The following is a 14,114-nucleotide window of genomic DNA, read 5'->3' on the forward strand; positions in this document are numbered from 1 at the left end:
CCGGCGTGGGTTGTGGCGGGGGATGGTGTGGGGCCCGCGTGCTGCCTGGGGGAAGGCCGGCAGCGCGCGGGCGTGTTGGGCAGGGGTCAGGCGAGGGTGAGGGTGAGGGTGGTGGTGTAGGTGCCGGTGGGGGTGAAGGCGGGGATGTTGAGGTTGAGGTCGGCTCGGGCGGTGAAGTCGCCGCCGGTGCCGGTGGTGGAGGTGGGGGCGCCGGCCAGGGTGGCGGCGGTGGTGCCGAGTGCGCCTGGGGTGCCGGGGGTGCAGGTGCTGGGGCTTCCTGCGGTCGTGGTGGTGCAGGCGGGTGTCCAGTGGAGGTTGGTGGCGGGGATGGTGTGTTTGTCCGGGGAGGTGAGGTCGCTGTCGAGTTTGCCGGTGAGTGACCAGCCGGCCTTTCCGCCGCGGTAGTCGTGAACGGTGGTGGCGGGCAGTGGGGCGCCGGTGCTGGCGGCCGGGCCGAACTTCACTGGTGGCAGCTCGACTTTGGCCCCGTCCGGCACGGTCATGGTCAGTTCACCCGCGGTCACCGACGCACCCACCCGAACTCCGCCAGGCGCCCCGGTGCCGGGGCCTGCGGAGACCGCGGAGAGGCGCACTGCATAGCCCGAGTTGGCGGTCAGAGTCGGCTTCAAGACGGTACCCGAGTCGACGAGTTGCTCCTTCGCGACCACACCGTTGACGGGGTTGGCCGGGTCCTTCTCGAAGATCGCTGCACGGTAGGTCACTCCGGGCGTCAGGAAATTCAAGGGAATGTTCGCGGTTCGGTCGATTGCGGAGAGACTCCCGACCCACCACTCACTTCCGGACTTCCTGGCGACCGTGGCGTGCTCTTGAGCTTTTGCTTCGAGGAAGGAGCTCTTGTCCCATGTTGTGGGGAGGTTGTCCCATAGTTCGGGTGCCGGATTGTTGATCTCATGAGGCTTGTCGTACCAGTACAAGAACTGAAGCGGGCTGTAGAAGACTACGGGTCCTGCGTAACGGAACGATTTTGAGGTGTTGCGCGTCAGCATGTGGGTCCAGGTGTGGTCCGCAGCACCGTTCGCCCCTCGGGTGAACAGGGTGCCGAGATCCGTCGCTGCGCTGGGATTCTCTTCGTCACCGCGGATGGCCTCCATGGTGAGGATGTTCGGGTAGGTGCGCTCGAGGCCTGTTGTCAGCATCTCGTCGTGGATATCGACGACCAGCTTGTGCTGGGCTGCTATCTTCGCCCACTCGTAAACTTCTTTGGTGATCTCCTGAGATCCGACCGGGACGAACCCGAACTTGACTCCGTCGATATTCCAGTCAGCGAACTTCTTGAAGAGATCGCCGAGTTCGCCTTTCTTGTGGTAGCTGCGGAGTCCCCGGTAGTTGACATACAAGATAACTTTCTTGCCCTTGGCTGCGGCATAGTCACCGATGGTCTTCGGGTCGAAACCGGCGATCGGCACTATCGGGTAGTTCTTAGCCTCGTCCTCCTCCTTGCCGTACCAACGCGCGTCGACCCCCAGGTAGTCGATGTTGCGGGCCACCATGGTATCGATGGTCTGCAGCGAGCCCTCCGTGGTCAGAGGGTCCATCGGCCGTAGTACGGTACCGGGCTTAATCCATGACGTATTGGCAAACGGTGATCCCGGCGCCGTGTCCGGTTCCGGGCTGAGCGTCTTCAACAGGTAGTTTCTCTCGACGAGCTGGCCCTCGTTGTCTCCGAGGATGATGGTCCGCCACGGGGAGGAGAAGTCTTTGGAAGCACGGTCCACACTGGCCCCGGATTCGAGCGCAGATTGGATTGTTCCCGGCTGATCACTGGCGACGGGCCTCAGCGGCATCCGAGGGTAGTCGTACTGATTCGCCTCGGTGACCGTTGCCGCGTACCCGCTACCAACAACCGTCAAAGGGCGAGCAAATTTGGAGTTCTTATCCGCCAGGGAGCTCACGTTCACCTTTTTGACCGCATTCTGCTGGTGTCCGTCTGGATGAACGTAGGCGACTGCGGTGTTGTCGAGATTGAACTGACTGTCCTCACGGCCGATCGTGAACTGAGGCACCGTCGTACTCACCGGGAACAGATACTTGAACGCGACGCCCTCGTCATAGGCGCGGAACACCATGTCGAACCGAAAGCCGTTCGAAGCCTGTAGCTGTACCGTGAGCTCCTTGTAGATATCTGGCACATCAGAGCGCGTCCCGAAAGAATCCTTCCACGAGCCAGCGGACTCACGGAAATTCGGGTCCCCCACAAACTTAAGGTCGCGACTATAGTCGATCCGCTTGTCGATGACGTCAGGTTTCGCGACGGTGGTGAACCCGAGTCGCGAATTCTCGATTACATGGCTGCCCTTGTAGTCCACTTCGTACCTGGGATCGCCGTCCGAGCCAAGCCAGAAGCGCACGGTTTGGTCTCCGTGCGCGAGCACGAGTGGATCCTGTGCGGTTCCCGCCGCCGTGGCACCATGGGCTGTTCCCAACGACACCAAACCAACGGAAAACAGAGCAGCAGCGATGGCCGCGGCCAGCCCTCGGATCGCCTTTCGGCGTCTAGCGGAAGTCGGCTTGGTTTGGGATGAACCGGGCGACATGCGCGTCTCCTCCTGTGAGTGACCCATGTCGGATCAGTAGTAAATGAGTTATGTGCGATTGGGCGGTTGAGCTGTCAAGACTCCGTGCATGGGTATGGCCGCCTGAGATGATCTCTGCGTCTCTCGCGGTGGAGAGCGTTCGCCGGGGTGGCCAAAAAGGCTGCAGCGGTGATCGGTTACCGGATGGGATCAACCGGCATGGATCCTGGCCCCCGCGGGCTTCGATGAACAGCGTAAAATTACCTGTCCCATTACCTCAGCTTGATGGTTGACCTCGCTGCTGTTTCAAGCGGACGTGTTCGGTGAGGGTTTCGGCTCGGTCACGGTCTGGTTCGTGCCGTGGGGCTGGCCTGCGGTTTTTCGAGCCGGGTGGGCGCCTGTACCCATAATTCGAGGTTTGGGCACGCTGGCGGGACGGGCGGGAGGGCGGATGTGCCTGCCGAGCGGATCGGCCGCAGCAGGGTGACCTGCTGGCGGCGCCCGCGGGACTGGACCGAGGCCGGCCTCTGGCCCCGCCATCACGAGGCCCCTGCTGGTCGAGCTGCGCGGGGCCGGTCTCCTCGACATGGACGACCGCTCGATCGACGGCCTCGTCGCGGTGGGCCGCGACCCAGCGCAGGTGCCGGGCCGTCTCCGCGACATCGGGGACGCCGCGTACACCGCGGTGCTCCAAGTGCGGTTCGTGCACGTCCTCCCACCGCGACGGGCGCACTGTCAGTGTCGGGGGCCAGTGTGATGCGCAGCGTCAGTTGGTCATACGCTCGCTGGGGCGAGGACTGTCCCGTGCCTGCCAGGACCGGCGGTAGGCGAGGAATACGACGTCGACGGTGGCCAGCGCTCAACTCGTGGGACCATCCCCGCGGGTGGGTGGAGCAGTCTTCCGTCTGGCCCTCGTGCTTCAGCGGCTCGGGGACCATTCCCGCGCCTGCGGGGATGCTTCCCGCAGGCATCGAAAGTGCCCGCTCCTGAACGAGGAGCGGGCACCCGTGTTTTCCGGGGGCTTACAGGAGGGCGATCGAGCTCGCGCGGTCGTTCATCGTGTCCCCGACGTACGAGGTCGACTGCTGGTACTCCTGATGGGTGCCGCCTGTGCCGGGTGAGTCCCACAGCTCCAGCCAGCAGGACAGCGTGACGAGCGAGCTGACCGCGTTGTCCATGCTTCCGGTGATGTCGAACTGGTAGTCCCGGCCGTTTCCGCTCTGGCATCCGCTGCCGGCGCTGTAAGTTACCGAGGTGCCTCCGTAGTTCGAGTCCTGGTAGACGATGCCGAGCTGGACGTCCTGCGTCCCGATGGAGGTGGCTGTGAGCCGCTCGGCCAGCTTCTGGTCGATGTCCTTGGCGGACAGCGGGGCGTTGGTGATACGGCCGTGGGTGGAGGCGGCGATGGCCTCACGGAAGGTCGTGAAGCACTGCTTGCTGCCCGAATCGACGTTGACGACGCAGTTGTCCGCCGGCTCGGCGGCGTTCGCGGTGGCGGTGGCCGTACCCGCTGCCAGCAGGGCTGCGGCGGCTGTGACGGCGATGCGGGTCACTCGTAACGGCACGGATCACTCCTGTCTCGCGGATGGTTTGCGAACGAGGGGAATACTCTCGCCCCATTCCCGAGATGCACCAGAGGCATATTCGGCCACGCCCCAGCGATCCCAGCGCAGCGCACGGCCGCCGCGAGCGCCTGGGCGAGCACGGCACGGGGGCTGTCCGGTCGGAGTAGCAGGTCAGCCGGACGGTTCCGGAACGGCCTGGCTACGGCCGGAGATGCCAGGGTCATGATGCTCACGCCGCCGTCCGCTCAAGGAGGCTACCGGGGGCTGTATCTCTGCCATCCACAGCGGAGGCCGCGCCACATTCGGGGTACGGGCAAGTGTTCCAGAGTCCCCGCGGGGAGGGTCCCGGCAACCCGCTGACCTCCCGGCTGCCAACCACTAGCCAGATCAATGGACGGGGCGGCGGCGGAACGGGGTGGTGTAGTGGGCATGGCGTGCCGTCTCAAGCGACGGGTGCTCCAGCAACGGCCTTGGAGTCCGATCCACGTGTCATCGGTGGGCCCGGGCGACCGACACGCATGATGTGAGAGCCTCAGAGGGAGTCAGTACGGCCTGTGCGCAGCTGAGTGGGGGTGACTGCATACCTCCGCGCGAAGGCCCGGGTGAAGGTCGTACGATCGGTGAAGCCCAGCGTCGAGGCGATGCCCGCTATCGTGCGGTGGGACTGTTGGGGGTCGGTCAGGGCCCGGTGGGCGGCGCGCAGGCGCTCGGACCTGATGTAGGCCGCCGGTGATGTGCCGGCCTCGGCGAAGAGTTCCCCCGCGTAGCGGACCGAGATGCCGTGCCGTCGGGCCAGCACCTCGGGGGTCAGACGAGGGTCGGTCAGATTCTCCCCGACGAAGGCACGCATCGCCGCGAGGAGAGCCTGCCGCCCGGCTGGTGCTTCGTGTCCGTCGCCCGCCAGCGTACGCAGCGCGGTGGCCAGCAGGTCCACGGCGGCCCCGCCGAGTTCGGCCCGCTGGGCCGCGTCGAGTTGCGTGGAGACGCTGGACAGCTCGCGCAGGAAGACCGCGAGGACACGGGTCGCCGGGTGCTCTGCGGGAAGGGCGCGTCCGCAGATCTCCTCGGCACGGGTGATCCGCTCGCGCAGTTGCCTGTGGGGTACCTGTAGCACGATCTCCCAGGTGTCGGTCGGGAAGACCAGCCGGTAGGGGCGAGCGGCGTCGTATAGGGCGCCGCCGCCGTGTGCCATCGGTGCCTCACGCTCACCTTGGACAACGGCCCCGGCACCGTCCAGGTGGAGCGAGAAGATGTAGGCGTCGCGGGGTTCGGTGCGGGTCAGTCGCAGGGTCCGGGTCACTATGGAGGGGCCCCGCGTGCGGACCTCGGTTACGGTCAGGCCGGGCTGCAGGATGCTCTGCCGAGCCGTGCCCTGGAAGGTTTCGCACGCCGCCGCGAGCGAGAGCGGTACGAAGCTCTCACTGATGACTTGCGCCCATTCGTCGGCGCCGTCCGCGACGCGTACGTTCATTGAGGGCATCCTTCAGCGCGAATGTTGCGCAACAATCTCGGACGAAACACATGTTTTGAACGATCCCCCATGGGAGTGGCTGGTATTTGCCCACCATTCGCCCACTTCGCGGGCGGCGCTCGGGCTGAGGCCGGAAACGGCCTTGGTGACGTGGCCGAAACTCGCCGGGCCGGCACCGCCCCTGTGTGATCTCGCCATGCCGACGAGAAGGCCGGCGAGCCGGGGCGGGCAGCAGGGATACGACAGAGCCCACCGCGGCCCGCCGGTGTGGCCGGCGTCGACCGCGTCTCGGCCGGTTGCCGCAGTCTGCAGAGCCGATGATCGGCAACGTGGGTGAAGCAGGCTGGACTCCTGCGGTTCCAGCCCTTCCCAGCGGGCACCGACCACCGGAGTCGGTGCCCACCGCTGGCCTCACCCGAGACCGTCGGCGCCGACCTGTATGGCCGACTCGTCGAGCAGGGCGTTGGAGACGGGCTGCGGTCCGCCGTCGAGGCCGAGGACCGGGGTGGCCTCCTTGTACCAGGACTCGATGACGGCGTTGCCCCAGAAGTCGCGGCGCCGGTCGTCGTGCACGCTCCACCGGTAGGTCTCGTGGTCCGGGTCGCCGGTGTAGTAGTCGGAGGTGTAGATCTCCACCCGGTGTCCGTCGGGGTCACGGAGGTAGAGGTAGAAGGCGTTGGAGACGCCGTGCCTGCCGGGGCCCCGCTCGATGTGGTGCTCCTTGCGCAGGGATCCGAAGATGTCGGCGCAGCGCAGTACCTGGTGGGATTCGTGGGTGGCGACCCCGAGGTGGTGCAGGCGGGGGCCGGCGCCGCCGGTGAAGGCGACGTCGTGGACGGTCTGCTTGCGGTACATCCAGGCCGCGTACAGTTCGTGCTCGTCGCCCTCGATGGTCTCCGAACAGCCGAAGCCGAGGGACTTGTAGTGCGCGTAGGCGGCAGGGATGTCGGGAGTGCAGAGGTTGAAGTGGTCCATGCGGGCGACCTCGGCGCCGTGCCGGAGGTCGTAACGCTGGATGAGGCGTTCGGCCCGCTCGATCTCGTGAAAGAACTCCACCGGGAAGCCGAGGGGATCGATGACGCGGACGGCGTCGCCGACGCCCCGGGTACCCTCGCCCGCCGGAACACGGCGCACCGGGCGGCCGAGGCCGGCGAAGAACTTCTCCGCCCTGTCGACGTCCTCGGGGGTGCGCACACGGTACGCGATGTGGTCCAGGGCCGCGGTCCCGCCGAGACGAAGGACCAGCGAGTGGTGGGTCAGCTCGTCGGTGCCGCGCAGGTAGAGCGACTGCTCGTCCTCGTACTGGACGTGGAAGCCGAGCATGTCGACCCAGAACCAGCGGGCCTTGACGAGGTCCGTGACGACGATCTGGGCGTAGGCGGACCGGACAACGTCAGGTGCTGCGCTGGTGCTCATGTGGTGGCTCCGAAGCGTGGAGTGTGCACATCGCCGAGTGCTACGTGCACGATCTTGGACTCGGTGTAGAAGTCGATGCTGTGGGCGCCGCCCTCGCGACCGACCCCGCTGGCCTTGACACCGCCGAAGGGCGTGCGCAGGTCGCGCACGTTGTGGGAGTTGATCCAGACCATGCCCGACTCGACGGCGTGCGCGATGCGGTGCCCCCGCTTGAGGTCCGAGGTCCAGATGTACGCGGCCAGGCCGAACTGTGTGGCATTGGCCAGCTCGATCGCCTCGGTCTCGTCTTCGAAGGGCGCGACGGCGACGACCGGGCCGAAGATCTCCTCCTGGAAGATCCGGGCATCGCGCGGTACGTCTGCGAAGACCGTCGGCTGAAGGTAGTTGCCCTCCGGCAGATGAGCGGGCCGGGTGCCGCCCGCGACGAGGCGGGCTTCCTTGGTGCCGATCTCGACATAGTCCAGCACGCGGGCGTAGTGCTCCTGGTGGACGAGGGCGCCGACCTCGGTGTCGGGGTCGGCGGGGTGGCCGACGCGGACCTGGGCGGCTCGCTCGGCGAAGCGCCGGATGAACTCCTCGTACACCGGTCGCTCGACCAGGACCCGCGAACCGGCGGTGCAGCGCTCGCCGTTCAGGGAGAAGACCCCGAACACGATGGAATCCAGGGCTGCTTCGAGGTCCGCGTCGGCGAAGAGGACGACCGGGGACTTGCCGCCCAGTTCCATGGAGGTGGTCTTGAGGTGCTGTGCCGAGCTGCGGATGATGTGTCGCCCGGTGTCGGTGGATCCGGTGAAGGAGATCAGCGGCACGTCGGGGTGGTCCACCAGGGCCTGCCCGGCTTCCTCGCCGATGCCGTGCACGATGTTGACGACACCGGCGGGCACGTTCGCCTCGGTGAGGATCTCCGGCCACAGGCTCGCGGACAGCGGGGTCCATTCGGCGGGCTTGAGGACCAGTGTGCAGCCGGAGGCCAGCGCGGGTGCGAGCTTCCAGCTCTCCAGCATGAAGGGGGTGTTCCACGGGGTGATCAGCCCCGCCACGCCCACCGGTGTACGGACGACGTAGCTGAACTGGTCGGTGCCCTGACGGAAGGCCTCCTCACCGAGGGAGACGAGGACGTCCGCGAAGTACCGGAAGTTCTCGGCGGCCCGGCGGGCTTGGCCGCGCGTCTGGGTGATGGGCAGCCCGGAATCGTACGACTCGAATTGCGCCAGCTGGTCGTGGCGTGCCTCCACGGCATCTGCGATCCGGTTCAGGGTGTTGGCACGTTCACGGTTGGACAGCCGCGACCAGGCAGGGAAAGCTGCCTTGGCGGCGGCCACAGCCCGGTCGATGTCCCGATGTCCGCCGGCGGCGGCCTTGGAGTAAGGGGAGTTGGCGACCGGGTCTTCTACGTCGAAGGTGAGTCCGTCGGCGCTGTCGACTGCCTCGCCGCCGATCCAGTGACGGATTGCCTGCGGCAGCCCGTCGGGGCGGATGATGGGGGTGGGTGGCATGGCTCCTCGTTTCCGTCTGTGTCTGATGTCTGGGTCGTGGTCGGTGGTGACCGAAGGTCCCTGACCCCCACCAGGTGGGGGTCAGCAAGCCGTTGCGGGCCCAGGGTGGTTCGGGGCCGTCAGATCTGCGCGGTCAGATCCCCGCCGTCCACCAGCAGTGCCTGGATGCGCGCCAGACCCGTGTCCGTGGGCTGCACGAGCGGAGGCCGCACATGCCCCGACGCGATGCGCCCCTGGCGCTCCAGCACCCACTTCGCGGGAGCCGGGTTCGTTTCGACGAACAGCAGGTCGACCAGCGGATGCAGCCGGTAGTGCAGGTCCCGCGCGCCGTCGAAGTCGCCGGCCTCCCACAGTTCGTACATCCGGGCCACGGCCGCCGGGGCGAGGTTGGCAACGGCGCTGACGAATCCCGCCCCGCCCAGCGCGAGCAGCGGCAGGCACAGAAGCTCGATGCCCGACCACACCATCAGCGAGCGCCCGCAGGCGTGCAGCACACGAGAGAAGTGCTCGAAGTCCTTCGTGGTCTCCTTCACTCCGACGAAGTTGTCGAAGTCGGTGAACAGCCGCTTGACCGTCCAGGGGGCGATGTCGACGGCCGTGCGCGAGGGCACGTTGTAGGCGACGATCGGCATGTCGGGAAACTCCCGGGCCACGGTGGCGTACCACTGGTAAAGCGCCTCCTGGGTCGGCCGGGCGTAGTACGGGGTGATGACGAGCGCCGCGTCTGCGCCCAACTCCCGTGCAGCTGCGGTGAGTTGTAGGGTTTCGTCGAGCTTGTGGGAGCCGGTGCCGGGCAGGAAGGGCACCTGGTCGGCGACCTCCTCGGCCGTGGTGCGCATCGTGGCGATGCGCTCGGCGACGCTCTGGGCGCTGGGCTCACCGGTCGAGCCGCCCAGCGAAATGCCGTGGGAACCGGATTCCAACTGCCAGCGGATGAGAGCGCGCAGGCTGTCGTGGTCGACCTCGCCCTCGGCTGTGAAGGGGGTGACGACGGGGGCGATGGACCCGCGGATGGTAGACGGGTCACTGCGGAACTTCATGTGGTATCTCCTTGCTGGGGCAACTGCTTGAGCCACTGCTCGTACGGCTCACGCCACTGCGGACCGATCGGGTAGAGCCCGTCGATGCCGCGCCCTGCCAGAACCTGCTCGGTGATGTAGCGCTCCTGCAGTTCCTGTTCGACGCTGTCGGCGATGAGCTCCTGGGCCAACCCGGGGGGTACGACGACGACGCCGTCCGCGTCGCCGACGAGCAGGTCGCCGGGCTGGACCAGCGCACCGCCGCAGGCGATGGGGACCCCGGTGTCCCAGGGGACGTGGCGGCGGCCGAGTACGGAGGGGTGCTCGGCGGCGGCGTAGACCGGGAGGTCGAGCGCGGCGATGGCAGCGGAGTCCCGTACCGCGCCGTCGGTGACGACACCGGCGGCGCCGCGCTGCTGGGCGCGCAGGGCCAGGATGTCGCCGATCGTCCCCGCGCTGGTGTCCCGCCGGGCGTCCATGACCAGCACGTTGCCGGGCCGCAACTCCTCGATCGCCCGCTTCTGGGCGTTCATGCCGTTGCCATACGCCGTGAACAGGTCCTCACGCAGCGGCAGATAGCGCAGCGTGTGGGCGACGCCGACCATCTTGTCGCCGGGCCTGGTGGGCCGTACACCGTCGATGCTCATGTGGGGCAGACCGCGCTTGCGCAGCTGGGCGCTCAGGGTCGCGACGGCGACACCGCGCAGCCCTTCCGCGATCTGCCTGTCGAGCTGGGGTTCCGGCTCGTACGCGGCGCCCCAGGCGGCGGCGCGCTCCGCCGGGTCGGCCTTGGGCAGGGCGCCCCACTTCTCCAGCTCGTGTCCGGCGACGGCTATATGGTTGCGCAGTCGGCCGGTGCTCAGTTCACCTCCGGTGACCTCGACTTCGACGACGTCACCGGGCATGACCACCGACGCCCCGGCCGGGGTGCCGGTGAGGATCACGTCTCCCGGCTCCAGGGTGACCAGCCGGGACAGGTCCGCGACCAGTTGCCCGAAGGGGAAGAGTAGGGTGTCGGTGGTGTCGTCCTGCGCCAGCTGCCCGTTGACCCAGGTCCGCAGCCGTAGCGCGGCCGGGTCCAGTGTGCGGGCGTCCAGCAGCCGGGGGCCGAGCGGGGTGAAGCCGTCCGCGCCCTTGGCACGGAGGTTGGAGCCGCGGTCGGCGTACCGCAGGTCGTACACCCCCGCGTCGTTCGCGGCCGTGACCCAGGCGACGTGGCTCCAGCCCTCCTCTGGGGAGACCCGGTGGGCGCGGCGGTCGATGACCAGTGCGATCTCGCCCTCGAATCCCATCAGTTCACAGCCACGCGGCCGGTCGATGGCCTCCCCGCTGCCCGCGAGCGAAGACGGGGGCTTGAGGAAGTACGACGGCTCGGCTGGAATGCGGCCGCGCTCCGCCGCCCTGCTGCGGTAGTTGACATGGACAGCGATGATCTTCGAAGGCGGCCGGCCCAGGGGGTGCGGCATCAGGCACGCTCCAGGAAGGCTTGGACCTTGGCCTTGTAGGGCTCGCGGTCGTAGGACTTGACGTATGCGCCGGCCATCCGCACCGGATCGCCGAAGAAGTAGTACTCATACAGCGCCTGCCGGCTGGAGAAAGCGGAGATGCAGGTGTCCCAGACCAACCGGAAGAGCTTGACGCGCTCCGCACCGCTGAGGGTCGCGGACTGCAGGTAGGCCTCGATGTCTGCGGCGGCAGGGCCGGTGACGTCGAGTTCGGTCGGGGTGGCCATGAGACCGGAGGCGCCGAGCTTGCGCAGTATCTGGGGGAAGCGTTGGTAGAGCTTGGGATAGAGGTTGCGGGCGGCGTTCAGCGGGGCGAACGCCGGTGTGAGCACCCCGTATTCGTTGACCTCGGCATCGGCCTCGGCGGCGCGCAGGAACGCGCGGAGCGTCTCCAGCGTGGCGATGATTTCGGCGATGTCCTCCTGGACGTGCTGGAACTGTTCGACACCGATCGCCTCGGTGAGCAGCGAGACCAGGCCGAGGATGTACTCGGTCTTGGCGGAGGTGCGGGTGACGACCTGGTGGGTCATGTGCACCACCGCCCCGGTCTGTGAGTAGAAGCCGTTGCACAGCTCGGCGTTGCCGAGGGCAAAACACCGCTCGAAGGGCACGTGCACGTCGTCGAAGACGACCACGGCGTCCGATTCCTCGAAGCGTGAGCCGAGTGGGTGGTCGTGGCGCGGGCGGTCGTAGTCCAGGGGTTCGCGGGCGATGTAGCGCAGGCCCTTGGCGTCGTTGGGGATGGCGAAGGCGTAGGAGTACGGCTTGTCCTCCGGTGTGCCGCGCAGCACGGTCGAGGGGAAGACCAGCATCTCGTCGGCGAACGGGGCGATGGTGGCGAGCATCCGGGCGCCTCGGATGACCACGCCGTTGTCGTCTTCCTTGACGATGCGGGCCGCGAGCTTGCCGCCGGCTTGGGCGGTGCCGGCGACGGCGCGGTTGACCTGCGGAGGGATCAGGGTGTGGGTGCAGAGAAGGTCTTCTTCGCGGACCTTCTCGTAGTAGCGGCGGATGTTCTCACCGAAGGCGGGATCGGCCTGGGCGAACCAGTCGGCGGCCGAAGCGAGCGACATCAGTGAGCTGTTCATGTAGTCGCCGGTGCGGCCGAGCATGCCGAGACTGTGGTCCGCCCACGCCTTGAAGGCGCCACGCCGCCTGACCAGGTCCTCGGGGGTCTTCGGGGTGAGGAAGGAGGTGCCGACGGGCTCGCCCGAGGTCGGAGAGGTGTAGGTCAGAGTGTCCTTGAGCGCGGGGTCGTGCTGGAGGTCGTACAGCTCGGCGTAGGTGCGGACCACGTTGCGGAATGCCGGGTGGTCCTGGATGTTTCCTGTGACGGTCTCGCCCTGGATGTGGACGGTGGGGCGGGAGGCGGCGAGGCGCTCGATGAATTCCTTGCCGGTGCGTGCTGCCATGGGGGTCTCCTAGATGAGGTGTTCGATGCCGTCGGCGGCTTCGGCTGCTGTGCCGAAGCGGCTCCAGGCGTAGGTGAGGGCATCTCCGTCGCGGTGGCCGAGGCCGGTGACCAGGCCGAGGAGGAGGGTGTGGTCGCCACCGTCGTACGAGCGCCAGGGGTCGCACTCCACCCAGGCCAGGGGGTTGGCGAGGCGGGGCACGCGTGCGCCGGGCGTCCAGCGAGGCTCGGCGCTGCCCGGCCGGCCGGCGAACTGCATGGCCAGCGGTTCCTGTTCGGCGCCGAGGACGTTGACACAGAACGGACGGTCGATCAGCTGGTCGTGGGAGCGGGCACGGCGGGCGAGGCTGATCAGGACCAGCGGGGGGTCGGTCGAGACGGAGGTGAAGGAGTTCATGGTCGCGCCACGGGGCCCGTCGTCACCGGCGAAAGTGACCACGGTGACGCCGGTGGCGAACCGGGACATACAGGCCCGCAGAGCAGCGGAGTCGGGCGGGGCGATGGATTCGGGTGTCACAGGCATGGGGGTTCCCTTGCAGTCGGGGTTCCTGCGGGGCCACGGTGGCGGGCCCTGGGAAAGGTGCGGCCGGGGCCTTAGGGGCATCGGACGGGATGTCCGAGGGGACGCCGTCTCCCGGGCCGTGGGATGGATGCGTGGTGGAACAGTGCGACCCGAGGCAACTAATCAAAGCTTTGATTAACTGGAAGATACCTTCGGCGGCGGCCCTTGTGAAGTCCCCCGCACGGATTCGACGCCGCCTTTGTCCGGCTCCTCCATGCCGTGCATGCGCCGTCGGCGGGGGAGGGGGCGGGCGGATCTCCCGGATGGTGGCCAGACGGGCCAGTTCCCTTCATGCGCATGTCCACACGGCGGCATGGGCCTCGCACGCCCGGGGTGCTCTCGGAGGCCGTCAGTCATCCGCGGCGGCCCCGGCAGCTCAAACTCCAGCCCCACCCTGGGCGGCGGTGGGCCGAGCGCGCCGCGAAGCACAAGGTCCCCGACTCGGGAGCCACGAGCCCGCCGGAGGGCGACCTGCACCCGCCCGCACGGGGTCAGGCACCGCCCCTGCATCATCTGGCGCGACAAGCGGGCCGCCGGCGAACGCCTGCGCAAGGTGGTGGACAGGACGAACGTCGCCTGATGCCGCACATAGAATCCTTCTGTGACTGCGCACGGCGACGACGAGCTCCACTTCTGGTCCTTCATCGATCACGCGATCGCGCGTGCGCACCAGGAGCTTCCCGGCATCGACCCCCTCGCGATGCGGCTGGTGCTCACCCTGCACCGCGCCGCGAACATGCTGGTATACGACCTCGAATCCACCGTGCACCGGCCGCGGGGGTGGTCGTGGCCCGGTTTCCGGGTGCTCTTCGTGATCTGGCTCGCCGAACCGGTGGAGGCCAGGAAGGTCGCCGAGCTGTCCGGCATGAGCCGAGCCGCCGTCTCCGCGCTCGTCGGCACCCTCGAACGCGACGGCCTGGTGACCAAGGAGCGGGCCCCGTACGACGGCCGGGCGATCCTCCTCGGCCTCACGCCCCAGGGGCGCGAGGCCATTGCCGAGGCCTTCCGCGTGCACAACGCTCGGGAGCGGTCATGGGCGGGGGCTCTCAGTCCGGACGAGCAGCAACTTCTGATCGGTCTGCTCGAGAAGATCAGCGCCCACGCGGCCGACATTGGGGCGCGGCAGCGCTCCTGA

Annotated in this window: 10 protein-coding genes; 1 reads left to right on the top strand and 9 read right to left on the bottom strand. The window is 67.7% G+C overall.

Features of this window, described 5'->3' with window-relative positions:
- Positions 1–86: 86 nt before the first annotated feature.
- The 9 genes from OG293_RS37675 to OG293_RS37715 form a co-directional block, all read right to left on the bottom strand.
- The gene (locus OG293_RS37675) at positions 87–2,555 is read right to left on the bottom strand and encodes a glycoside hydrolase family 97 N-terminal domain-containing protein (protein ID WP_406003233.1); all 2,469 of its coding nucleotides are present in this window, start codon (positions 2,553–2,555) and stop codon (positions 87–89) included.
- 1,001 nt (positions 2,556–3,556) lie between these two features.
- Positions 3,557–4,099: a hypothetical protein gene (locus tag OG293_RS37680; protein WP_406003234.1), complete on the bottom strand. Its 543-nt coding sequence runs from the start codon at positions 4,097–4,099 to the stop codon at positions 3,557–3,559.
- Between the two features lie 532 nt (positions 4,100–4,631).
- The gene (locus OG293_RS37685; protein WP_406003235.1) at positions 4,632–5,570 is read right to left on the bottom strand and encodes a helix-turn-helix domain-containing protein; all 939 of its coding nucleotides are present in this window, start codon (positions 5,568–5,570) and stop codon (positions 4,632–4,634) included.
- 411 nt (positions 5,571–5,981) lie between these two features.
- On the bottom strand, positions 5,982–6,986 hold the full coding sequence (hpaD, locus tag OG293_RS37690) for a 3,4-dihydroxyphenylacetate 2,3-dioxygenase (protein WP_406003236.1): 1,005 nt from the start codon (positions 6,984–6,986) through the stop codon (positions 5,982–5,984).
- Positions 6,983–8,482: a 5-carboxymethyl-2-hydroxymuconate semialdehyde dehydrogenase gene (hpaE, locus tag OG293_RS37695; protein ID WP_406003237.1), complete on the bottom strand. Its 1,500-nt coding sequence runs from the start codon at positions 8,480–8,482 to the stop codon at positions 6,983–6,985. Before hpaE ends, hpaD begins: the two co-directional genes overlap by 4 nt.
- A gap of 119 nt (positions 8,483–8,601) precedes the next feature.
- Positions 8,602–9,522 (bottom strand): 4-hydroxy-tetrahydrodipicolinate synthase, encoded by a 921-nt coding sequence (dapA, locus tag OG293_RS37700; RefSeq protein WP_406003238.1) that lies wholly within the window; start codon positions 9,520–9,522, stop codon positions 8,602–8,604.
- Positions 9,519–10,967, bottom strand: coding sequence for a fumarylacetoacetate hydrolase family protein (locus OG293_RS37705; protein ID WP_406003239.1), 1,449 nt, complete (start codon positions 10,965–10,967; stop codon positions 9,519–9,521). The genes dapA and OG293_RS37705 overlap by 4 nt, the downstream gene beginning before the upstream one ends.
- On the bottom strand, positions 10,967–12,418 hold the full coding sequence (hpaB, locus tag OG293_RS37710) for a 4-hydroxyphenylacetate 3-monooxygenase, oxygenase component (RefSeq protein WP_406003240.1): 1,452 nt from the start codon (positions 12,416–12,418) through the stop codon (positions 10,967–10,969). The genes OG293_RS37705 and hpaB overlap by 1 nt, the downstream gene beginning before the upstream one ends.
- A 9-nt stretch (positions 12,419–12,427) precedes the next feature.
- A complete protein-coding gene (locus OG293_RS37715; RefSeq protein ID WP_406003241.1) occupies positions 12,428–12,940 on the bottom strand; it encodes a flavin reductase family protein in 513 nt (170 codons plus the stop codon).
- Positions 12,941–13,580: 640 nt separating this feature from the next.
- On the opposite strand from OG293_RS37715, the gene OG293_RS37720 reads away from it, so the two are divergent.
- Positions 13,581–14,114 carry a MarR family winged helix-turn-helix transcriptional regulator gene (locus tag OG293_RS37720; RefSeq protein WP_406003242.1) on the top strand — a complete coding sequence of 178 codons (534 nt, stop codon included), beginning with the start codon at positions 13,581–13,583 and terminating at the stop codon, positions 14,112–14,114.

The organism is Streptomyces sp. NBC_00829 (genome assembly GCF_045161795.1).
Classification (GTDB): domain Bacteria; phylum Actinomycetota; class Actinomycetes; order Streptomycetales; family Streptomycetaceae; genus Streptomyces.